This is a genomic window from Caldiplasma sukawensis (assembly GCF_052315375.1).
Classification (GTDB): Archaea; Thermoplasmatota; Thermoplasmata; order Thermoplasmatales; family Thermoplasmataceae; genus Cuniculiplasma.
Window position 1 is genome coordinate 40,620 of record NZ_JBLSDG010000002.1, and the last position, 22,367, is coordinate 62,986.

Annotated in this window: 23 protein-coding genes, 2 tRNA genes and 1 other RNA gene; 11 read left to right on the forward strand and 15 right to left on the reverse strand. The window is 36.5% G+C overall.

All coding sequences use genetic code 11. The features are described 5' to 3' along the window. Positions 1 to 13: 13 nt before the first annotated feature. The 7 genes from ACNF4Z_RS01475 to ACNF4Z_RS01505 form a co-directional block, all read right to left on the reverse strand. Positions 14 to 361: a hypothetical protein gene (locus tag ACNF4Z_RS01475; RefSeq protein ID WP_458327469.1), complete on the reverse strand. Its 348-nt coding sequence runs from the start codon at positions 359 to 361 to the stop codon at positions 14 to 16. A gap of 14 nt (positions 362 to 375) precedes the next feature. Next, complete coding sequence (locus ACNF4Z_RS01480; RefSeq protein ID WP_458327470.1) at positions 376 to 894, reverse strand: regulator; 519 nt, start codon at positions 892 to 894, stop codon at positions 376 to 378. Positions 895 to 902: 8 nt separating this feature from the next. Continuing rightward, positions 903 to 1,862 (reverse strand): DNA repair and recombination protein RadA, encoded by a 960-nt coding sequence (gene radA, locus ACNF4Z_RS01485; protein ID WP_458327471.1) that lies wholly within the window; start codon positions 1,860 to 1,862, stop codon positions 903 to 905. After that, the gene (locus ACNF4Z_RS01490; RefSeq protein WP_458327472.1) at positions 1,862 to 2,875 is read right to left on the reverse strand and encodes a type II glyceraldehyde-3-phosphate dehydrogenase; all 1,014 of its coding nucleotides are present in this window, start codon (positions 2,873 to 2,875) and stop codon (positions 1,862 to 1,864) included. Before ACNF4Z_RS01490 ends, radA begins: the two co-directional genes overlap by 1 nt. A gap of 5 nt (positions 2,876 to 2,880) precedes the next feature. Next, a complete protein-coding gene (locus tag ACNF4Z_RS01495) occupies positions 2,881 to 3,630 on the reverse strand; it encodes a proteasome assembly chaperone family protein (protein WP_458327473.1) in 750 nt (249 codons plus the stop codon). Between the two features lie 83 nt (positions 3,631 to 3,713). Then, positions 3,714 to 5,309, reverse strand: coding sequence for an ABC transporter permease (locus ACNF4Z_RS01500; RefSeq protein WP_458327474.1), 1,596 nt, complete (start codon positions 5,307 to 5,309; stop codon positions 3,714 to 3,716). A gap of 104 nt (positions 5,310 to 5,413) precedes the next feature. After that, entirely contained in the window at positions 5,414 to 6,112 is a 699-nt protein-coding gene (locus ACNF4Z_RS01505; RefSeq protein ID WP_458327475.1) for a DNA/RNA nuclease SfsA, read from the reverse strand. Positions 6,113 to 6,197: 85 nt separating this feature from the next. Here ACNF4Z_RS01505 and ACNF4Z_RS01510 point away from each other — a divergent pair, with 85 nt between their 5' ends. The 3 genes from ACNF4Z_RS01510 to guaB are packed head-to-tail and all read left to right on the forward strand — an operon-like array spanning position 6,198 to position 9,517. After that, complete coding sequence (locus ACNF4Z_RS01510) at positions 6,198 to 7,307, forward strand: CofH family radical SAM protein (protein WP_458327476.1); 1,110 nt, start codon at positions 6,198 to 6,200, stop codon at positions 7,305 to 7,307. A gap of 38 nt (positions 7,308 to 7,345) precedes the next feature. Further along, the gene (locus ACNF4Z_RS01515) at positions 7,346 to 8,032 is read left to right on the forward strand and encodes an MqnA/MqnD/SBP family protein (protein ID WP_458327477.1); all 687 of its coding nucleotides are present in this window, start codon (positions 7,346 to 7,348) and stop codon (positions 8,030 to 8,032) included. A 30-nt stretch (positions 8,033 to 8,062) separates the two neighbouring features. Next, a complete protein-coding gene (gene guaB / locus ACNF4Z_RS01520) occupies positions 8,063 to 9,517 on the forward strand; it encodes an IMP dehydrogenase (protein WP_458327478.1) in 1,455 nt (484 codons plus the stop codon). Here guaB and ACNF4Z_RS01525 read toward each other — a convergent pair. From ACNF4Z_RS01525 to rnpB, 3 genes are all read right to left on the reverse strand, one after another. After that, positions 9,514 to 10,383 carry a glycosyltransferase gene (locus ACNF4Z_RS01525; protein WP_458327479.1) on the reverse strand — a complete coding sequence of 290 codons (870 nt, stop codon included), beginning with the start codon at positions 10,381 to 10,383 and terminating at the stop codon, positions 9,514 to 9,516. The two genes, guaB and ACNF4Z_RS01525, sit on opposite strands and share 4 nt — an antisense overlap. Further along, entirely contained in the window at positions 10,308 to 10,499 is a 192-nt protein-coding gene (locus ACNF4Z_RS01530) for a hypothetical protein (protein WP_458327480.1), read from the reverse strand. The genes ACNF4Z_RS01525 and ACNF4Z_RS01530 overlap by 76 nt, the downstream gene beginning before the upstream one ends. Before the next feature lie 40 nt (positions 10,500 to 10,539). Continuing rightward, an RNA gene (rnpB, locus tag ACNF4Z_RS01535) (RNase P RNA component) lies at positions 10,540 to 10,850 on the reverse strand. A 100-nt stretch (positions 10,851 to 10,950) separates the two neighbouring features. Between rnpB and ACNF4Z_RS01540 the strand changes: the two genes are divergently transcribed. Beyond that, entirely contained in the window at positions 10,951 to 12,762 is a 1,812-nt protein-coding gene (locus ACNF4Z_RS01540; RefSeq protein WP_458327481.1) for a hypothetical protein, read from the forward strand. A 14-nt stretch (positions 12,763 to 12,776) separates the two neighbouring features. Here the strand turns inward: ACNF4Z_RS01540 and ACNF4Z_RS01545 are convergent, their stop codons facing one another. Beyond that, entirely contained in the window at positions 12,777 to 13,406 is a 630-nt protein-coding gene (locus ACNF4Z_RS01545; RefSeq protein ID WP_458327482.1) for a hypothetical protein, read from the reverse strand. Positions 13,407 to 13,447: 41 nt separating this feature from the next. Beyond that, positions 13,448 to 14,263, reverse strand: coding sequence for a TatD family hydrolase (locus tag ACNF4Z_RS01550; protein ID WP_458327483.1), 816 nt, complete (start codon positions 14,261 to 14,263; stop codon positions 13,448 to 13,450). Between the two features lie 141 nt (positions 14,264 to 14,404). On the opposite strand from ACNF4Z_RS01550, the gene psmA reads away from it, so the two are divergent. From psmA to ACNF4Z_RS01565, 3 genes are all read left to right on the forward strand, one after another. Further along, positions 14,405 to 15,109 (forward strand): archaeal proteasome endopeptidase complex subunit alpha, encoded by a 705-nt coding sequence (psmA, locus tag ACNF4Z_RS01555; protein WP_458327484.1) that lies wholly within the window; start codon positions 14,405 to 14,407, stop codon positions 15,107 to 15,109. A 27-nt stretch (positions 15,110 to 15,136) separates the two neighbouring features. Next, positions 15,137 to 15,541: a CoA-binding protein gene (locus ACNF4Z_RS01560; protein ID WP_458327485.1), complete on the forward strand. Its 405-nt coding sequence runs from the start codon at positions 15,137 to 15,139 to the stop codon at positions 15,539 to 15,541. After that, positions 15,527 to 15,609 (forward strand) — tRNA-Ser (locus ACNF4Z_RS01565). Before ACNF4Z_RS01560 ends, ACNF4Z_RS01565 begins: the two co-directional genes overlap by 15 nt. Positions 15,610 to 15,614: 5 nt before the next feature. On the opposite strand, the gene ACNF4Z_RS01570 is transcribed toward ACNF4Z_RS01565, so the two are convergent. Continuing rightward, the gene (locus tag ACNF4Z_RS01570) at positions 15,615 to 16,067 is read right to left on the reverse strand and encodes a universal stress protein (protein ID WP_458327656.1); all 453 of its coding nucleotides are present in this window, start codon (positions 16,065 to 16,067) and stop codon (positions 15,615 to 15,617) included. A 111-nt stretch (positions 16,068 to 16,178) separates the two neighbouring features. Between ACNF4Z_RS01570 and ACNF4Z_RS01575 the strand changes: the two genes are divergently transcribed. From ACNF4Z_RS01575 to ACNF4Z_RS01590, 4 genes are all read left to right on the forward strand, one after another. Further along, positions 16,179 to 16,261, forward strand: a tRNA-Ser gene (locus ACNF4Z_RS01575). 105 nt (positions 16,262 to 16,366) lie between these two features. Further along, positions 16,367 to 16,765, forward strand: a complete 399-nt coding sequence (locus ACNF4Z_RS01580; protein ID WP_458327486.1) for an arsenate reductase/protein-tyrosine-phosphatase family protein — start codon at positions 16,367 to 16,369, stop codon at positions 16,763 to 16,765. Continuing rightward, positions 16,749 to 18,041 carry an ArsB/NhaD family transporter gene (locus ACNF4Z_RS01585; RefSeq protein WP_458327487.1) on the forward strand — a complete coding sequence of 431 codons (1,293 nt, stop codon included), beginning with the start codon at positions 16,749 to 16,751 and terminating at the stop codon, positions 18,039 to 18,041. The genes ACNF4Z_RS01580 and ACNF4Z_RS01585 overlap by 17 nt, the downstream gene beginning before the upstream one ends. Before the next feature lie 33 nt (positions 18,042 to 18,074). Further along, entirely contained in the window at positions 18,075 to 20,036 is a 1,962-nt protein-coding gene (locus tag ACNF4Z_RS01590) for a 4Fe-4S binding protein (protein WP_458327488.1), read from the forward strand. Here ACNF4Z_RS01590 and ACNF4Z_RS01595 read toward each other — a convergent pair. Together ACNF4Z_RS01595 and ACNF4Z_RS01600 are read right to left on the reverse strand one after the other, a co-directional pair. Continuing rightward, entirely contained in the window at positions 20,013 to 20,921 is a 909-nt protein-coding gene (locus ACNF4Z_RS01595; protein WP_458327489.1) for a hypothetical protein, read from the reverse strand. The two genes, ACNF4Z_RS01590 and ACNF4Z_RS01595, sit on opposite strands and share 24 nt — an antisense overlap. Before the next feature lie 41 nt (positions 20,922 to 20,962). Beyond that, positions 20,963 to 22,366 (reverse strand): oligopeptide/dipeptide ABC transporter ATP-binding protein, encoded by a 1,404-nt coding sequence (locus ACNF4Z_RS01600; protein WP_458327490.1) that lies wholly within the window; start codon positions 22,364 to 22,366, stop codon positions 20,963 to 20,965. Position 22,367: the final 1 nt, after the last annotated feature.

Consider the following 22,367-nt stretch of genomic DNA (forward strand, 5'->3'; position numbering starts at 1 on the left):
CATTCCTTATTGTTTACAGAATGTTTCTACCCACGTCCACTCCAGGAGGTGCCACTATGTAAAAGTAAGATTCAAATTTCTTTGCCTGGGCATTACAGTTTTTCTTTAGCTGATTGATCGCACTTTCAACAGTTTTTTTCCTCATTTCATCTATTGTTGCAAACTTTGCGTTGAATATTATAATGTTTCCTGATTTAATGGCTTCCTCGTAAACATCCATATTATCAAGATTCTTCAATTCTACATAAAATACCTGCATAGAAGGCTCTATGTTTATTTCATATCTGTCAAGATCAACATAATTTATCCTTCTTTCCCTTTCAACCTTTTCATCCTTCTGCTTTCTTTTGCCACCTATCATAAAATATCCCCGTTCTATAGAACAAGTACACCCTTTACCCCTTTCAGGTTTTTTATTTCCATAATTAGTTCAGGAGGAAGTTGTGAATCTGTTACAATTCTTGCCCTTGGATCATCATGTATTTCAGGATCCTGAACGATAACTTGTCTTATTCCTATATCTCTTTTGGATATTGATGATATTACGCCAGAAATAATTCCTGATTTTGTGGCGTCTTCAGGTATTATCTCTATGACACCGTAGCCCATCATCTTTGAACTTGCACTGCTTACATCTGCTATGGGTTGGAGCTTCTGAAAGAATTCAAAGAGGTTCTTTTTTGAAAGTATTTTTTTCATGACCTCATTAACCACTCTCTTGTCTACATTTATTGCAATTGCAAGTGCACTTGGCCTGACCTCTACTGGTCCTGAAAACATTGAGTACTCATTATCAAATTTTTCCTTCACTGAAAAACCATACTCAATCATAAATTTTACAACCTTCATTTGGGAGCTGTATTTTCCAAACTCATCATTTAATAACTTCCACATATTTTCACCTATCCATCAAGTATTCCGTCTTCAGTTACAGATATTACAGCCTCCCCTTCTGGAAGGTAAGGGGAATCTATGAGCCTTGCTATTCGTTTTCCGGCTTTCCCCTTTCTCAGGTATATCCTAAAAGTTGCCGTATGACCAACAACATTTCCACCCACGGGAGCTGTTGGGTCTCCGAAGAATACATCTGGTCTTGCAGCAACCTGGTTTGTTACCGCTATCACAGCATTATTTAATGTTCCGAATTTCAAAAGATCATGCATGTGCCTGTTTAATAATTGCTGTCTCTCAGAAAGAGAGCCCCTTCCCATGTACTCCGATCTGAAATGGGCAGTTAGAGAATCCACTATGAGTAATTTTGCATGATAATCCTTTGCCATCTCTCCTGCCTTTTCTCCCAGAAGTATCTGATGGTGAGAATTGTATGCTCTCGCCACGTGTATCCTCTTAAGTACCTCATCTGGATCAAGATCCTTTGCTCTTGACATCTGTATAATTCTTTCAGGTCTGAAGGTATTTTCCGTATCTATTATAAGAACGTCTGAATCAAATCCACCCTTTTCAACAGACATTGTGGCATTAACCGCGATCTGATGCATAACCTGTGTTTTTCCAGATCCGAATTCTCCAAAGAATTCAGTTATTGCCTGTGTCTCAAGTCCACCACCGAGAAGTCCGTCAAGGTTTTTGCTTCCTGTCGTAAGTTTTTTAACATCCCTTCTTTTCTGAAATATCTCTTCCCCTGTTTCAAAATTTCCGATGTCTGCCATCTTCCGGGCAGCTGCTATAATCTTAATTGCAGAGCCCTCCCCAATTCCTGTGCTTTCTGATAAATCCTTTGGGGAAGCTACTGCTATTGACATTATGTCATTATAACCGTTCTCCCTGAGCTTTTCTGCTGTTGCTTCTCCCACTCCAGGTATGTCCTCTATCCTTTTTTCTTCCTGATCCGAATTCTCCATCACTTCACCTTACCCATTTCCATTGCCTTATCAGTCATTTCAATGGATTTTTCTTTCTCAGCTTCTTGCATCATTGCTCTTATGGCATCAACGTTTTCAGGTACAACATCACTTTCCTGATGTACAGCCTGAATGTATCTAAAGGTATTGCCTCCAGCATAGATTGATTCCTTCCATAGAGCAATCTCAAAAAGATCTCCTCTTTTCCTTCCCATTTCCCTTGCCATGTCCATAACCTGTGCAGTGGAAATGAGCCCAGATTTTCCATTTATTACAATTATTCTGTTTTTATTCTTAATGCCTGCCAAAAATGTTTCTGAGTCTGGGTTTTTTTCAGTCTCAACCATAACAGTATGTACATGCATGAGTGTGGTGGGAACTTTGATTGCCACTGTGTTGGCCACTGGAACATTCAAAACTGTCTTAAGATCAGGACCATGATGTGAGGGGAATTTTAATGAGGGCTCCACTCCATTTATAGGCCCTTTTTTACTGTCATTAGGATCTGTTGCTCTTCTAACCAGTGTTGCTTCCACCTTCCTTATACCAAACATTTCATTGACTGATGAAAGGGTTCTGGCTAGACCTGTGGTATTGCATGACACAACCCTAACAAAATCTTTTCCCCATGAGTCCATAAAGTTACTATAAGCATTGAAACTTGATTCCACTATCTTCTCGCTTTCTCCCCCTTGTACTATTGCCTTAACCCTTTTTTTCCTGTACATCTCCATGTTCTTTTCTCCCTGTCCTTCGGGAGATGCGTCAACTATAATATCAGAAGCCTCTATTAAATCTTCAATTGTTCCTTCAACTTGAATGTCTGCGGCTTTGAATTTTTCCATGTTTTCTTTCGTTGACGTGTAAATTGTATAATTTTCCATTGCAGTTTTTGCCACATAATCAGGCGTTACCTTTACTATGCCTGTTACTGTCATATCTTTCTGCAACCTTATGGCATCTGCAACTCTTCTTCCTATTGTTCCGTATCCATTAATACCTACTCTTATCATATCAATTACCTGTACATTGAATCCTGTGTTTCAGAATCCTTATTTTTCGCATAATATTCATTCTTTATTTTATCTATTTCCTCATGCATTTTCTTAACATTTTCCTCTATTATGTCCTCGTTAATATTGAGGTTATAGATATCATTAAGAGCATTAATGGATGCAAGCAACGCAACCGGATCAGGTAAACTTATTGACATTGGTGTTAGAATTGCCACACTTTCAATATTTTCCATAATGCACTGGTTTATGATTGCACCGCCCATACCGGATATTATTGCTGCTTCTGCAGGATCAATTTTACCCTCAAGACTTTTAATTCTCTCTGGAGATGCAACAATATATGATTTTGTGTCTTCAGGTATACCTTCATACGGGACACCTTCCATCACCACGACCTCCTTTGATGAAATCTTTTTGAAAAATGACACAAGAACCTCCGATAGATTGTAAAGACCCTCATTCCCTATTGGCACTTCTGACTGTACCACAAGGATTTTACCAGAATCATCTGAATATATTCTAAATGGGCTTCTCATCTTTCCACCCACGAATACTGTAACCGGTGGAATGTCTCGTGATTTTACCATTGCCACTTCATGCATATGCATCTGTTCTATGAGGTATCCTGTGATCATAAGACCTATGTTTGTCTTTCCTGAAAAACCGCATATAATCAATGGAGAATTATATTCATGCTTCAGTACTTCTATTATTTCTCCTTTAAAATTATTATTCAGCACAAATATACACATACTGAATTAATATTTTAACATTATTGAAAAATTTAAAAATATAAAATTTTCTTTTATTTGTTATTCTAAAAACATTTTTGAATTCAATCCCTGTCATATAACTTTATTGAAATGAAAAGTAAAAGGAGTGAGAGAGATACAGAAACAGAAATAATTATTGCCGGTGAAAAGTAAAGGATGCTTGAGAGATGATTGTATGCAAAGCCACCCAGAGGATATGTTCTGAAGATATAGTAAAATAATGCAGTCTGGGACTGGAAAGGATCTGCCCCATATATTATGGAGTAATCTCTCAATTTTGGAAGCGAATTATAATTTATGTTAATGAAATCTGGGAAAAATGTGGAATTTGCAGGAGAATAATAACCAGAAACAAAAGAAATCAAAGAAATGTTAATTATGAAATACAATATCAGTGGCATTATTGCATACATTATCCCCTTTCTAGACATAGTAGCGAAAAATATTGATATTGCACCTACAGTCATTAGTGTTATGAAGTAAATCAGAAATGAAATAGCATATGATATAGGTATGATTCCAACCTGTAAAATTGTATCGAAATTTAGAATTGTTATGATCACAAAGGATAATAGTATTCCAACAGCAAATGTAATAATACCTGAAAGCAGGTAGGTTAAATATGTACCCAAGACTATGTCCCTTCTTTTGAATGGGCCTCTTATTATATTTTCTGTATTTGGGCTCTTGAGAAAAAATCCAAAACAGTAAATAGAAAGGATAACTGATACCAGTATGAAGAGACCACTGGCTACTGGTGATAGATTGGATACTGTTAAGGTAAATGCTGTTAAATTCAAAGAGTAACAATTTGTGTTTTGGTCAAATGGAAAAATATAATTTGAAGTCAGAAAGTTATTGCATATTTCCTTGTTATCAAATAGAATTGTGGTGTTTATTCCAAGTGAACTGTTAAAAAATCTGTTTTCTGCCTCATTCATCAATATATATTCATTCTGTGATGTAATGAGGTAAGGTGAATTGTAAGATATGCCTTCAAGTGTAAAATTTTTGAATATGGATTTGCCATTATCTGTTTTTATTTCTGAACTCACCGAAAGATTGTATGATTCCCATGAACTATTTTTGTTGTATGAATATATCAGGGGCTGATAACCGATCATACCCATTCCCAAATTCTGAAATTGGAATATTTCAGTATAATTTTTAATTTCACGATTTCCCAGATCATTGTCAGTTAGATTATTTGATGTGTAAGAGGGCTTTTCTATTAAAAATTGGAAATTCTTTTTACCCCCCATCTCCAAATTTTGAATGAATATAGCTTTGCCATAATAATCTGGTAATGTTGTGAAATGAAATACAGAAATCCCATGATTATTTGTTTCGTTGGAAACTATTATTGAATATGAATATGAACCCTCATTATCGGAATAGTATTCACAGATACACATTTCAAAAGTTGTATTTATAATTGGTTTATCATAGGAATTTAGAAAGAGCATGTAAAAATTAACTGAAAGTGAAGGTTCAATACTTTCGTTATAAGCAAAAATAGGGATTGAATTGGAATTTTGACATATAATAGAATTGTTTTCTAAAATAGCTGCGTAGACAAAATCAGGACTTGGCTCAGTGCCTGCTAATTCATTTATTCCAGTCAAAGGAACTGTAAGCAACAGGCCAGTAATTATCATCACCAAAATTCCTGAAATGGTTTTCAAAACTATGGAATTGCTTTTCACTAATCTTTTGATATCCTTCAACAATTAAATCCAATCTTCATGATATTAAAATACATTTATTTTACTGTGAATGGATTTTTTCCAACTGAAGCGTATTTACTGAGTATTACTGAATTTTGCTTTATTTTGAGAACCGGGAATAGCATATCCATACCTGCATTTACAGCTGAAAAGAAATTTTTTGAAAATTCACTATCTGTTAAAAAGTTGGGATAGAAAAAATCTGCCTCCCTGAATATTAAAAAAATTATGCCTGGAGATTTTCCCTCCTTTTTCATTTCAGTGAGTTGACTGATATGCTTTGATGCCCTTTTCGATGGAGCATCAGGAAACACAACAGTATTACTGTTTACCTTCATTGAACATCCTTTCACCTCCACAAAATTACTGTCTTTTGAAAAATCAAACCTGCTATCCCTGTAAGAGACCTCCCTGAAAAATGGCATTTCCATAAAATTTTCAGCTATCTTGTTATCAAATCTTTTGTCTATCAGTACAAGTTCATCTGAAATTACTGCGTATGTGATTGAATAGGATGTCTTTTCGCCCTCTTTCCTTCTGATTATGACATCAGAGCCTGGGAAAATAAGTTCCTTCAGTCTTCCTGGATCGTGAAGATGGCATAGGATTTCCCCCATCTCTGTCTCAACAGAAACAGCAAATCTGTTTAAACGTTTCACCACCTTTCCTCTTAACATATCACCATCTATTTTTAAAAGTGATGTGCCGCTTTCAGGCTTTCTGAACTTCATCATTTCAATCCTAATATGCACAGTATATAATCTGTTTTAAGGTTTTTTTTTAAAAACATTAATACAATCTCCTGTAATATTATGTAGTATGAGAACAATTTATGAAAAAGATTACTGGTTTGACCTTCTGAAAGATGGATACAAACTGAATTTAACTGAAGCTTTAGAGATACATAACACATTAACAATCCATGAAAAAATGGAAATTGCAGACAAACTCACTGATATCCAAATTGGGAATACTGTTACATTTGCGGTTTCCTACAACATAAATTACAGCAATTACTGTGCAGCAAGCTGTCCAATATGCGCTTTTTACGTACCTGCAAAGATAAAGAGTAAAACAGACAAAGGTTATGAACTTTCAGTAGAGGATGTTAAAAAAGAATTAAAGAATGCTGAACCATACAACCCCACAGAGATACACATAGTTGGAGGATTCAACCCTTATCTTCCCATTGAGTATTATGAGGAAATATTCAGAACTGTCAAAAAGTACATGCCAGCTGCAACTCTCAAAGCTCTCACAATACCTGAAATAGATTTCATTGCCAGGATAAATAAGGTATCCATAAAAGATCTGGTGGAAAGGTTCAGAGAGGCAGGGATGGAAGCACACACAGGAGGAGGGGCAGAAATTTTTGATCCGGAAGTGAGAAAGGTTATAACAACTCCTGAGAAAATATCTGGTGAAAAATATCTTGAAGATGCAAAGTTAATTCATTCTATGGGTCTGATGGGGAACTCAACCATGACCTATGGTCATGTAGAGAACTGGGAAAATATATTTGATCACATGATAAAACTCAGGGAAAATCAGATAGAACAGCCTGGATTTCTTTCATTTATCCCACTCAAGTTTTCCCCAGAAAATACGCCCCTTTTAAAGATGGGTAAGGTAAAAGGTCCTGCTTCTGGTGTTAAAGATCTAGAGGTAATATCCATGGCGAGAATGATAATGGGACAGTGGATGAAAAATATCAGCGTCTACTGGGTTTCATTGGGTAAGGGGATTGGACAGACTGCACTGACTGGTGGGGGGAATGACCTTGTGGGAACTGCTATCAGCGAAAAGATATTTGGTGCTACAAACAGACATGAAGTAACCACAGTTGAGGAACTAAGCAGAATGATCACAGAAGTGGGAAAGGTTCCTGCAAAAAGAGACACCTTTTACAGGATAAAGGGATATTTCTGAAATCCTTTGGAATTATAAATTTAAAACACAGCATTCCCTTGAAAGTTTCATTGTCAGAACACTTTGAAGTTGAGGCCAACGGACCAAGAACAAACCTTGAAAAATTAAAGAATGGACAGTTGGATTATGGCATGGTGGCCCTTGTGAAAATGTTTGCCGAGGGTGACGATTTGAAAATAGTTAAAGGGCCCACCATAACAGGAAAAATTCATTCCATGTCAAATCTTCTGATTTCAAATGGGCAGAAAATGTACAATGGTATGCAAATAGCGGTTACTTCTGAAACAGACACCACATCATTTTATCTTTCACTTATCCTGGATAAGTACTTTCCTGACTCAAAAATGATAATTTGTAACACGGAGAACCCGGATAAACTTCTTCAGGAGAGCGATTTTGCACTTGTTATTGGAGATAATGCACTATCGGTTTACAGGTCAAACTACACTATTTTAATGGATATTTCATACATGATCACAAAAATCTATGAAATTCCTCCAGTTTATGCTGTTACTGCAACAAGAAGTGGAGGAGGATTGGATGAAAGGATGTGGAATGTGGATGCTCATATTTACAGGGATGTAATATGCAACTTTAATGAGAATGAAAGAAATCTCATGGATTATTACTACAGATCAATTTCATATGAATACAATAGAAGTACGGAACAAGCTGTAAGATTTTTCAGGAATATTTATCTTGAAAAAAATAGAATTATTAGATAACATTTAAATATGGATTTTCCCTTATTTACTATGTTTTCAGATAAAATATCGAAAATGAAAGAGGGACTTACATTTGATGATGTTCTCATAATTCCCAGAAGATCTCCCATTGAGCCCAGGGAGGCAGAAATAAAATCCAGGTTTTCAAGACACATTAAACTTAATGTTCCAATAGCAAGTTCCCCAATGGATACGGTAACAGAGTGGGAGATGGGGATAGCCATGGCAAGGTCCGGTGGCATAGGTATCATCCACAGGAACATGGCGAGAAACGAGGAGGCCACAATGGTAAGAAATGTGAAAAGGGCCGAATCAGTAATAATAAGAAATGTTCATACCCTTGATCCAGAAACACCTGTTGAGGTAGCCAAACAGATAATGAACGAAAAAAATATAGCAGGATTTCCTGTTGTAAAGGGAAATAAACTTGTGGGAATTGTTACCAGAAGGGATATTGAGTCAAATTTTGAAAATAAAAAATATGTCAAGGATATAATGACTGTAGATGTTATATCTGCAGAAGAAAATATAACAATATCTGATGCAATGAAGATCCTTTACAAAAACAGAATTGAGAAACTGCCTCTCGTAGATAAAGATGGGAGAGTGGTTGGCCTCATAACATCCAAAGATATCACCACAAGACAGAATTATCCACATGCAACAAGGGATGAAGAGGGTCAGCTTGTCATAGGAGCGGCCGTTGGGCCATTCGATCTTGACAGAGCAAAACTTATGGAGAAAGAGGGTGCTGATGCAATAGTAATTGATACTGCACATGCACATAATGATAATGTGATTTCTGCTGTGAAGAAAATGAGAAAGGAAATTGACATAGACATTGTTGTTGGGAACATAGCAACGAAAACGGCTGCTGAGGATCTCATATCATGCGATATTGATGGAATAAAGGTCGGTATAGGGCCAGGTTCAATATGCACTACAAGAGTCATTGCAGGAATAGGTGTTCCTCAGATCACTGCCATTGTGGATGCTGCCGACGTTGCAATGAAAAATGATGTGCCGGTGATTGCTGACGGAGGAATAAGATTTTCAGGTGATATTGTAAAGGCAATATGTGCAGGAGCCGAATGTGTGATGATTGGGTCTCTGTTGGCAGGAACAGATGAGAGTCCAGGGCAGGAGATGATAATAAACGGGAGGAAGTACAAAGCGTACAGAGGAATGGGTTCCATAGGTGCAATGTCAAAAGGATCTGATAGGTACGGAAAATTTCCGGGGAGCAAATTTGTTGCTGAGGGAGTTGAAGCAGCGGTTCCATATAAGGGAAAGGTTGAGGATATGATGTATCAGCTATCAGGTGGAATAAAGGCTGGTATGGGGTATGCTGGATGCAGAAATATTAAAGAACTAAGGGAAAACACAGAATTCATAAAGATAACAAATAGCGGACTTAGAGAGAGTCATCCTCATGACATAAGAGTAATATCAGAACCGCCCAACTATCAGATGTATTCAAACTAAATTTTTTTTATTTTCTGTATCTTTGATTTGATCCTGAAAAATGACTCAAGATATCCAACAATTCCAATCATATTTCTGATCATCCATATAAATGATATTGATTTAAGGCTAATCTTATCCTTTTTAACAATACTGAATTTTTTTCCATATTTAGCCCTTAATTGATATCTTCCATAGCCATTCCAGAAAGCCTGTCTTCCAAGTGCTCTGAAATTCTCCCTTACGTTGTGGTAGATGATTGCATCTCTGCATAATATTGTCCTTGCACCAGAAATTTTAGCCCTTATGTTCAGGTCAATATCCTCTGCCGTAATCAGGTAAGGATCAAAACCTCCAATTCTAATAAATAAATCTCTACGATATGCCAGATTCATTGATGGAAGTGTGACCTCGAAATTATCCACATAGAGTTTTACTCTTTCAAGAGATGAATATGTTTTTTTTCCAACCTGCACTGTACTTCCTGCCACAACATCCGCATCTTTCATACATTTCAGTATTTCGTTTACCCAATTTTTATGTGGAATTGCATCTCCGTCCGTGAAAAGTAATACATCTGCATCGGAAAAACCAGCACCTATATTTCTACCCTGTCCTCTTGAGCATTTTGCCTGATGGAAAAATATTTTATGATTCTTGAATGATTTTACAATTTCAGCAGTTCTGTCCTCACTCATGGAATCAACTATAATTATTCTGTTTATAGCCTCCTGTGGCAAAAGGGCTTCAAGGAGCCTTGATATGTTTTTTTCCTCATTCAATACTGTTATTACTACGTCAGCCTTAAGTATCATACCCAGCCGGCTCTCTCTGCATCCCTCTCTTTCTTTGTATCTTTCTTGTATTTTTTGTAGTGCTCCCTGCATAGATGAACCTTGGTTGAGTTTGATTTAAATGTGAAAACTTTTGATGCAAGGTCTGAACCAACGGTTTTAACACTAGTCTCATTACAATTCACAACATCACATATTTTATCTGACATATGTGTGTAATGAAAATTGAATAATATATTTTTACAATGGGAATGCCAGGAGTAAGCCCCCTTCTGTTCACCAAAAAGGCTGGCAGCATTCGACTTGGATCCTATGATCACTTTCGTCCTACCTTGCCCTCACTGCATCCCTCAACGGGCACTTTTGGACTTTCTCCGGCCAGGGCAGCTCTTCCAACATGTTCGGGGGAACGTCATTCTTTTTGAAATCACACTGTTTACCCCGACAGGTTCTGTTTCTATTGCTGTAGCCTTCCCTCTCGGGAAACCAATGATGGCTGGCCCATGCAGAGGAGGGGGGACTTTCCTCACCTTAGAGGCGTCAGCTGCCCTCTGGCTTTCCCATCAATTACATAATGAATTTCTATTATTTACATTTAAAGAGTTAAAGTACTATTCCTTTGTACCAATATACCTTTAAATACTATCAAAATACAAACATATGGAGAAATTCATACTGGCAATTTTAGGCGTTCTCTTAATAACGGGAACGGTTGTTGCTGGAGGGATATCCCCTGCATCCACAGGAACTCAAATGAGCCTTTCAACTGCGGATGTATACGGATACAACTTCCAGTACAATGAAACGTCTGGCTATATAGCGAACCTTTCACTTGTGGCGAATGGCAGCTCTTCTGGTATTCTGGTGAACAGCATTTACATAAATGGAAGCAATTTCAGTTCGGGATCAATATCTTCCCTAACATACAACTTGAGTTTTGACAACAATGCAGTTTTGGTTTTGGGATCACAATATCCAGACTCTGTCACATTCCTTACGCAGAGTAAATTGACAGCAACTGGTTCAGTGGCTGCAAACATGACATTGATGCTCAGTGAAAAAGCGATTAAACTTACAGACAACTCAAACATATATGCAAAGAGCACAATAGTTGAAGCTTTTAAGATGACTGGACTGGGGATTAAGGTATATGCAATTCAGAACTCAGGATACCTTGGTGTAATAGTTACCAATGGTTATGTGACAACATCAAACAACGGAATGACAATGAAACTGAAAGCACCATCAATTTCAGGAATAGCACAGCCTCTATTTGTTTCATTTGCTACAAATGGAAACCTGGAAAAAAGGCTTTCACAGATATTGGAAAACAAAATATCTGAGAAATTCACATACAACAACACAACTGGAAATGTGACCGGCAAATTTGTTTCTTTCAAATTCAACTCAACAGATAATGTTTACTCAAACATTGCTGTGAATACAAACAACGGTTCAACAGAAATAATAAACAGTATGTCAATGAAGGGCAACGGTTCACTTCAGAACAGTGCAATAATAAATCTTCCCTTCAACACCCCAATAACAGTTGGATCCCTGTTCCTCTACCTTAACAGCAGCTACATAGCATCAATTCATGACAACAGGGCAATTGAATCCTCAGTTCTGCTTTCAAATGGATCATTCACAATAACATTCCCATCGGGAAGCAACATTACAATCTTCCAAACACATGACACCAATATCACAGCAAATGGCTCTCTGGCTGTGTCCAATCCAGGATTTCAGTTGAAAACGGAATTTGGAATTTCTGGTAGATTTGGAGTAGGAAAAACAGCAATAAAAGTTAGTGAAAGCAACGGTAGGGTCATACTGATGAGTGTAGGTAATGGAATGGTCTCAGAGAACGGTGAGACAATAACTGTATCAACCTCAGGAATAGCAATGATCAATATTCTTTCACCACCTGGATTGAGCCACCTTGGAAAATACAGAGGTGTGTTTAACTATGGACTTGAACATGGAAAGATAGCCACTGAAATAGTTGTGAACACCACATATTCAAATGGCTCTCTTGAAGTTCAATTCAATGCTAGTGTCAGGGAGACTGTTTCATCAGAGAACAGTGGAAAGGTCACAATAGATGTATCCGCAACACCTGGAAATCACACTGGAACTAACATTGCAATATTCATATCCAACTCAGTTATGAAAGACAATGGGAATTTCACCGTGACATTTGATGGTTCAGTAGCAACATTCACAGATTTCAATGGAGTTGTAAACGTTTCCAGCTCAACATCAGCATACTTCTCCTTTGTTAAGGAGAGCGGAGGAGTTCTTTTTATAATTCACATACCTCACTTCTCAAACCACACCATTACAATTCAGCCGTCAACAGCAACAGTGACCTCATCATCAAACAACAACATGTATACATACATTATACTTGGAGTAGTAGTGGTAGTCATAGTAGCAGTGCTTGTTGCTATGGTTGTTAGAAGAAAGTAAAAATTAATAATTTTTTAAAATTCTATTTTTTTTCCATGATTTTTTTCAATTATAATGTTTGCAGATGCCCTTGGTAGAAAAACAAAATCGTTTTTGTAAAGATAGTAATCCCTTTCCCTGTCTGAAAATGACAGATCGTTCGCTTTTATCATAACAAGGACATAATCTTCCTTTACATCCTGCTCTTGTTTTTCCTCCTCCTCTAAATCCGTGACTTCCTCCTGTATGGTTAGTTTTTCATCAGAAGGCGCTTCCTGTCCTGGTCTCAGAACACTATCAAAGTGGCGCTCAATCTTCTGGTGCATTTCTGTAATGAAATATTTCTCCTCGTCAGTGAGATTGCTCATTAGTTTTGAATCCAGTTCCATTAAAGAATCTCTCATTATTTTTTCGTACCTTTTAGTGAGAAAATTTCTTAGATTTTTTGTGATCACATCTTTTTTGTTCATCAACTGCCTAAGATTCTCAAGATCGTTATTATTTACATATTCTCTTGATAGTTCGTCAATATCAAGAAGTAATTTCCGAACTTCTGAGTAGAATGTTGGTCTTATTGGCTGTATGAGTATGCTCTTCATCTCCTGCCTGAAATATGTTCTGATGTCCTTACTAAGTCTTTCTATCTCAGCCTTTGATATTGACATTATCCCCTCACATATGCTTTAAAGAGTAATAATTTTATTGATTATATAGTATGAAAATTATCCTCCCCATAAACCATTTCCGGCAATACATGGAAAGAGCGCTCAAGAAATTTATTTCCATTCTCCCCATATCTGTTAATAATATACTTTGCCCTTAATGGTACTGAATCAGGCGGTAGAAATTTATTCAGGTTTCCAGGTTCATTTATGAAATCGGTTTCCAGCATTACCGACGCCCCTGATTCAACTGCCATTGCCACAGAAGGCCTTGCTGCAGGAATTGACAGTGTTATCTTGGTGCTATATTTTAAAATTTCATAGTTTGCATGATGCTTCACAACCTTGTTGACAGGAATTCCATTTTTGTAGCACATATTTTCAAGTTCCCTGAGACTTTTCTCATCAAGGTCTTCACTATGTATAATTACTGGACAATCAATATCTGCAGCTGATTGAAAAGCGTATTCCATCAAATTGTTGAGACTTGAATTTAAGTGGAATCCTTCCTCAAAGTGTATTCTTCCAATTTCACCAAGAGCTTGTGCTTTCTGATCCCTTATAAGATTTATTGCCCTGTCTATTGCTTTCCTATATTCTGTATCTCTTTTTTCTTTTTCCATCCACATATAATTTACAGGATACGGACCTATTGTGATAATGACATCAAGGTTGAATCTTTCCCTGATGATTTCTCCAATCCGGATAGTTTCTTCATACGTTTTTTCAAAGGAACTCCCATCCTCCGGAGGAAGATTTATGAGATTAATTGATGTTCCCCCTGCTTTAGAAAAAATTTTCACTGGCTCAATGTAATTACTTTTATAATTAAGGTGAAAATGATTGTCAAAAATTCTCATCATTATCAAAATTACAAAGTAGTTATAAACATTTGATCACGTATAATACTTAAAATTAATTGTTTTTACTCATATGAAGAAATAATGTAAAAATTAGAAAAGATTTATTATTTAAACGGGTTAAGGGACTACGGTGAAATAATGCAACAGGCACAGATGGCTTATGATAGAGCAATTACAGTCTTCTCACCTGATGGGAGGCTGTTTCAGGTTGAGTATGCAAGAGAGGCTGTTAAAAGAGGTTCCACAGCTCTTGGTCTGAAATTCAGGAACGGTGTAGCAATAATTTCCGAGAAGAGACCCAGGAGCCGACTGGTTGAATCAAATTCATTGGAAAAGATACAACTTATTGATGATAATGTGGGTTGTGTCACTTCTGGCCTCGGAGCAGATGCAAGAGTTCTGATTGATTTCGCAAGGATTGTAAATCAGCAGGAAAAGGTAACCTATGGATCTCTTGTTAATATTGAGAACCTTGTGAAAAAGGTTGCGGATCAGATGCAGCAGTACACTCAGTATGGAGGAGTAAGACCCTACGGTGTCGCTATTATATTCGCAGGAATGGATCAGGTTGGCCCGAGACTTTTTGATACAGATCCCTCTGGAGTCATAAATGAATACAAGGCCACAGCGATAGGGGCTGGAAGAGATCAGGTCATCAATTACCTTGAGAAGAATTATAAGGAGGATGTTGATGAGACAGATGCAATAAAAATGGGTATTCAGGCCCTTAAATCATCCATTGAGGATCAATCTGAATTTAGACCTCCGGAAGTTGCAACTGTTACTCAGGGTGGAAAATTCAGAATACTATCAAAGGAAGAAGTTGAAAACCTGAGCAAATAATTTATATTTTTTTTTTATTTGTCAATCATGGAAATAAAGAAAATTCTGGAAGATTACAAGAATATAGCTGTGGTGGGTATAAGTGAAAATAAGGAAAGAGATAGCTATATGGTTTCAGAATATCTGGTAAAACATGGCTACAATGTAATTCCCATTAATCCAAAAATTGATTACTGGAATGGTAGAAAGTCTTATAAAAATCTTGAAGAGGCCGCAAAGGAGAATAGTATTGATATTGTTGACATATTCAGAAAACCTGAGGCAGTTCCTGAAATTGTCCAGGAGAGTCTGAGTGTAAGGCCAAAGGTGATCTGGATGCAACTTGGAGTTGCCAGTGAAAAGGGAAAGGAACTGGCAGAAAAGAATGGAATCACAGTTATTATGGATAAATGCATTATGCAGGAACACAAAAAAATTGTCGGGGTAGCCTAGCCTGGTAAGGCGATAGACTCGAGATCTATTGCTCTTGTAGCTCGGGAGTTCGAATCTCCCCCCCGGCGTTATTTTATCTAACTATCATTACAGAACAATGAGAGTTTGCAGAAACCCTTTCTGAAACAGAGCCCATAAATATTCCTCTTTTAAATCCATGTTTCCTGTTCCCCATCACTACCAGATCTATTCCATTTTTTTCACTGTATTCCAGGATGGCTTCCACAGGTTCACCAAGAACAGATTCTCCAACAATTTTAAGACCATCTGTTTTTAGGCTTTTAACATAATTATCAACGTTAATTTTTGCATTTTTAAGGTTATCCTCATCTGTATCACCCTCATATATTCCTGAAACAGAAAGATCTCCGATTGGAACAGGTATTGGTTTAACAACATTAAGTATTATGACTTCTGCACCGGGTACAAACTTCATCAGAGAAACTGCTGTCTCAGCAGCTTTAATAGACTCATCTGAAAAATCAACAGGTACAAGTACTCTCTTTATTTTCGAAATATCGTCCATATTAATCAAAAAGGTAATGTCTTAGTAAATATATTATTATTACTTAATATGTAAATTTAATTGTTATCATAACTAAAATCATAAATACAATTTTTAATTTCCCTTTATGATGCTGGGGTAGCCTAGCCTGGTAAGGCGCAGGTCTGGAAAGCCTGTGCTCTCGTAGCTCGGGAGTTCAAATCTCCCTCCCAGCGCTTTTTTCTAAATGGGAAAATTCTAATTTGAAGTTTATATTGTGATATATAGAGTATTTATTATAGATAGCAAACTGTTAATATATATTGGTATATACAATTGAAATGGAACGTTTCTATTACTTCATTTGTGTAGAAAATGCTGGCAGAAGCGTAATGGCTGAGTACATTGGAAAAAAATACGGATTGAATTGTGCAAGTGGAGGGACTGAACCCTCAGATCGGCCAAATGAAAATGTCATCAATGTTATGAAAGAAATAGGTATAGATGTTTCAAATCATGTTCCAAAGCTTATTGATGAAAAAATATTAAAAAAGGCCACAAATGTAATTTTAATGGGCTGTTCAATTGAAGAAAAATGCCCAGCAATACTTTACAGAGAAATGAAGGGCAAAATGACTGACTGGAATCTTGAGGATCCAAAAGGGAAGGATATTAATAAGGTGAGGGAAATTCGGGATTTGATCAAGGAGAGAATCGAAAAACTTGTACAATCCAGTTGATCTTACAGTCTCAATAATTCTATTCGCATTAACCCTGACTTTTGTTATTTTAAAACCGAAAGGCATAGATATAGGGTATTCAGCACTTTTAGGAGCATTGATTGCGTTTATTCTAGGTCTTGTATCCTTACAGAACATTATAGAGGTTGGTGATATAGTGTGGAATCCCACCCTTACTTTTGTCGCCATTATTATTTTTTCTCTCATATTTGATGAGGCGGGGGTTTTCAAATATCTTGCGGCAAAAATAATCATAATGTCCAAAGGTTCCGGAAAGAAAATATTTCTTTATTTTGTAATCTTGGCCACATTTATTTCAACTGTTTTTGCAAATGACGGTACAGCCATTGAGCTCACTCCTATTGTTGTGGCCCTTCTTTACAGGTTAAATGTGAATAAGAATGGCATAATGGCTTATGTTATGATAATAGGATTTTTGGCAGATGCTGCAAGTCTACCTCTACTCATAAGTAATCTTGTGAATATAATAGCAGCGACCTATTTTGGAATTCAATTTTTTCAGTATATGGTTGTAATGATAGTACCGGATATTGTTAGTGTGGTTGTAGGTAGCTCTATTCTCTATTTTATTTACAGAAAGGAAATAAACATAAATTACAGTGTAAGCATAGAAAACCCTGAGGAAGATATAGTTGACAGAAATCTTTTCAGGATATTTTTCCCATTTATCATTACAATTATAATAGTATATTCCATAGGAGGCTTTTTTTCTATACCAATCTCACTTATCGCATTACCAGCCTCCATAATTCTAATATTTGTTGCCATAAAGAACGGAAAAATTGACTGGAAAATTCCCATAAAAGATGCGCCATGGCAGATAGTATTATTCTCACTTGGAATGTACATTGTTGTTTTTTCCATGGCCAATAATGGGCTGATATCAATTTTGAACCCATTAATCATCAATATTTATAAGCTACCGGATGGATTGAATTTCATAGGACTTGGGTCATTTTTTGCATTGCTTTCATCAATTATGAATAACCTTCCATCAGTATTGCTGGGGGACCTCCTACTGAAATCAACAGGCATATCAGGTTATCCAGTACTCATTAATGCCATTGGAAATGACATAGGCCCAAAGTTTTCCCCAATTGGTTCCCTGGCTACATTGGTTTGGATCTATATGCTAAAAAAGAAGTCAAACATTTCAATTAACACTTATGAATATGTCAAAATAGGACTCACTGCAGGTATTCCATCCCTTATTCTCTCCCTTATTTCATACTGGGCAATTCTTAATATTTTTTAAGAAATTATTTCTAATCTATACACATAATGAATCATGCTACCAGAAATTGCAATTTTGATTGCTTTTGCTATCTTAATGGGAATTACAATGGCAATTGTTGTTTTTCTTTCACAGGAAAGTAAAACAAAAGGAAGAAACCTGCTTATTTACATTGTACTTCTTATGATGAATGGAATGCTTATTGGCCCTTTGATCTATTATTCTGGCATAATTAGCATTTCAGTTCAGGATGCTTATGTGTTGACAGCAGGAATAATGGCATTTGAAATGATTATTCCTGTTTTCTCACTTTTCTCTGTTAATAAAAATGAAAATCCAGTGAATAAAGGTGTAGTCATAACACTTACAATATTGGATGAATATCTGATGGGGCTTCTATTCACTTTGATTCAGAAAGATACAAATGCAATTTCATTTGTTGAAAAAAACTTTCCCCTGAGCTTCATATCTCCACTATACGGTTACTGGTTTATACTTCCAATGGCTCTTGAAATGTTTTTGACTGTGAATTTATCAAGAAAGAAGCTGAGACCTTCCATTTATCTAGCCCTTTTATTACAGGCCTCGGCTATGATTTTTATACCCTCAGAATTCAGCGGGTTATGGGTTCCATTATCAGTATATATTTCAGGAACATTGATGACGGCTCTTTTCATCGTAATTTTTGAAATTCATTACAGAAAAAAGTACGTTTTGGCTGGTACAGGAAGATATTTTCTCCTTCTATTTTTCATATACACACTTATGATGGCAGGAGTTTCCATATATCAGGAGTATGGAGATGCTTACTTGCTTGGCCTTTCCGTTGTTACAGAAATGATTCTCTATTTTACATATATTTTAGACTATAGAAGATTTGAAGGCGGTAGAAAGATACAATGGATGGGGGAGTCAAGATACAGCACTGCACTACTCGCACTTATATTTTCTTCAGAATTTTTCATGGGTTTAACCTTTGATTTTCAGTTTTATGGAGTTCAAGTTTTCTTGGGGGCTCTATCACTTGCCCCATACAGTAATAACATTTTTATGAATGTTATTCCGTTTTTATATAATTTTACAGTATTTTTCGGAGGGGTTGCTCTTTCACCATTCTATCTAATAATGATGGGTTTTGAGATGGGCGCACTGGTTGTCTTTAAAATTAAAGAGAGCAAAAATGTTGAAAACAGGATAAGAATGGTTCTTATGATATGCGCATATGGGCTCTATTCAATAGTTTTCCCGTCTTTTGTATTTCCAAATAACTCAAAAATTCCATTTCTTGGCTGGTCAATGGGCATAGGAACATCAGGAGGCCTTGCCGTATCACTGGCAATTCCAATGCTTTTAACCTACGCCATAAGTGGAACTCTATCATTCCTCTTTGGTTCAAGGCAGCTTTGCAGCGTATTCTGTACCGCACCCTTAATGTACCAGGGAACGTTTTATGATTCCTTCAAAAATTTTAACAGGAAAGGAAAAGCATCCAAAGTTAACAGAACTCAGCAGAGGAATAAAATTTACAGATTAGTTTCCCTGGCAGTTTATTCCGTAATTGCCATTGGAGGAATTGCATCCATACTTAACCAGTATTTTGGATATAATATAAGAGTTTATGGGACAGGCATACTCTCACTAACATACATAATATTGTTTGGCATAATATGGTATGTTATATTCGTGTTGATGCCATATGCTGGATCATATGGATGCATAAATACAGGTTATTGCCACTGGGGAAATTTCAACAGATTTATTTCAAAATTTGGATTCTTTAAATTAAAGGTTAAGAGTTCTGATATTTGTCGTACATGTAAAACAAAGGAGTGTACTCAGGCATGCCCTGTTGGTATAACATATCAACCGGGAAGTTTTATATCAAAGGGTGAATTTAAAGATGTAAGATGCGTAGGCGTTGGTGAATGTGTTGAGGCCTGTCCCTACCAGAATATAATGTTCTACGATGTCAGGGGATGGTTAAAGGAGAAATTAGGAAGGGGAAGAGACAGGTGAAGCATCAGGATAAAATGATTTGAACCCTCTGAAAGCCATCAAAAAATACAGAATCATTGCGAATACCATGCTTGCTGAGAAGATGCTCCACCTTAGTCCAAATGAACCTGGAATAACAGGTTCCATAATAAGGCCAAAGGCAGAAAAAAGCAGATATGCTAGAAATAATTTGGAAATTGTAATTCTGTAATTTTTCATTTCATCTCTATTTTTTAAAAAGTATGATATAATGTAATAAATGGAAATAGCCATTATAATGGAAAAAATAACAGAGAATGGAATTACGAGAATATTCCCGTCAATGGCAGGATCACTAATCTGCATTAAAATTATTAAGAGGCTTATTTTCATAAGAAACTTGTCGGAAGAATGCTTCAAAACATATGCCGTTACCATCTCAGTTGCCATTGGTATTACGAATAGATAACTTGTAATGGAATCAGAAAAAATAGAAATAAGCCTTTCAGTAAGAATTGAGCCATTGTATATGTTTGATGTGTTGAAACCCACAGCAAGAGATATGAGAAGTAAACCCATGGAAATTTCGTTCCATACCACCATTACTCCTATCCACCTTGACATTCTGTTGTCTATCAGGTGATTAATTCTGTTGTTGAATGCCGTTAGAAGAATGTAAGATATGATCACTGACATCTCGAACATGCTTATGTTAAAGGCTATAACATTGTTCAGGAAACCGTTTGGGAGTATGATGTAGTAATTGACTGTATTTAGCATTCCAGACATCATTGCAAGGAGAAACAGTACTATTGAGCCTTGTTTATAAGTGATTGTTGATAAATTCTTTATTATGTATAGTACAAAATAAATGATTATTGGAGTCATCAGAATCTCAGTTGCAACAATGTAAGGTATGTTTTGCACGTTAGGTAATTTAAAAAACATATTTAAAAAGGAAGGAATCTTTAGTTATTTTCTTCTGATTTATATAAAAGACATGCCACACTATGACCCGGTGATTTTTCCCACATCTGTAGTTTTTCAGGTTCGATCATTCTTATGTAAACAGATTTTTCCTCAGTTACTCCAACATCTTCCACTGCGTCATACAATACGGACATTTTACCCCGTTTTTCCCTATTTATAATTTCGTTCAAAGCTCCAGTGATTTCATCTGAGTTAATTTCAGTATCCTTTCCGAAAACCAGTTCCAGACTTCTCTCCTCCTCAAGAACATTCATTTTTACCACCTCTGGTATTTTTTCGGCCTCAGGATGCCTGTGTTTATTCAGTATGTGTGACATCTGTTCCATCATATCATTTGGGGACCATCCACAGGTTTTCATTGCCACAGGGCACCTGGTATGGAATCTGCAGCCCTTTGGAGGTGAAGATGGATCAGGAAGACTATTCTTAAGTGGTATTTTCTCCTTTATCATCTTTGGCTCCGGTATAGGTATTGCAGACATTAATGCCTGAGTATATGGATGAAGTGGTTCAGTAAAAATTATTTCCGTTTCCCCCATCTCTATAATTTCTCCCAGGAACATTACTGCGACCCTGTTTGCCATCACTCTTATTACTCCAAGATTGTGACTAACAAGTATGTATGAAATTCCCGATTCAGACTGCATATCCTTAAGGAGGTTCAATATCTGTCCCTGAATTGAAACGTCAAGAGATGAAGTTGGTTCGTCCAGAACTATTAGTTTAGGTTTTACAGAAAGCGCCTTTGCGATTGCAAGCCTCTGTAATTGTCCCCCGCTCATCTCGTATGGATATCTGAATAGATGATCCTCCCTCAAACCGACCTCTGATACAAGTGTGATCTCCCTGTCTATAATTTGACTTTTCTTTACTTTATCTATATATATGAGTGGTTCTCCAAGAGAATCCCTTATTATACGCTTTGGATCAAATGAGGAAGAAGAATCCTGTAAAACTGCCTGTATATTCTTCCTGAATTCTTTTAGTTTTTTACCCCTAAACATGGTTGCAGAATATTCCTTCTTTATCTCTTCATACCTTTCAATCAATTCCTGGTATTCCGGTTCTTCCTCTAAATCATCACTGCTTGACCTTTCCAAACGTTCCATTCTTCTGAAAATTTCCTGAATCTCATCTGAAATGTCTTCGGGAGGATTTATGAATATTTCACCACTTTCCGGTTTGATGCTCAATAGAATTGACCTCATAAGTGTACTCTTTCCAGATCCAGAGTCTCCTATAATGCCCAATGTTTCCCCCTGATAAAGTATAAGGTTGACATTATTTATTGCTGAGATTTCATCCTTTCCTGAGTGTGATTCGTTTGAAAATTTTTTACTCAGATTCCTTACAATAAGTATAACCTTATTTTCATTTACCATT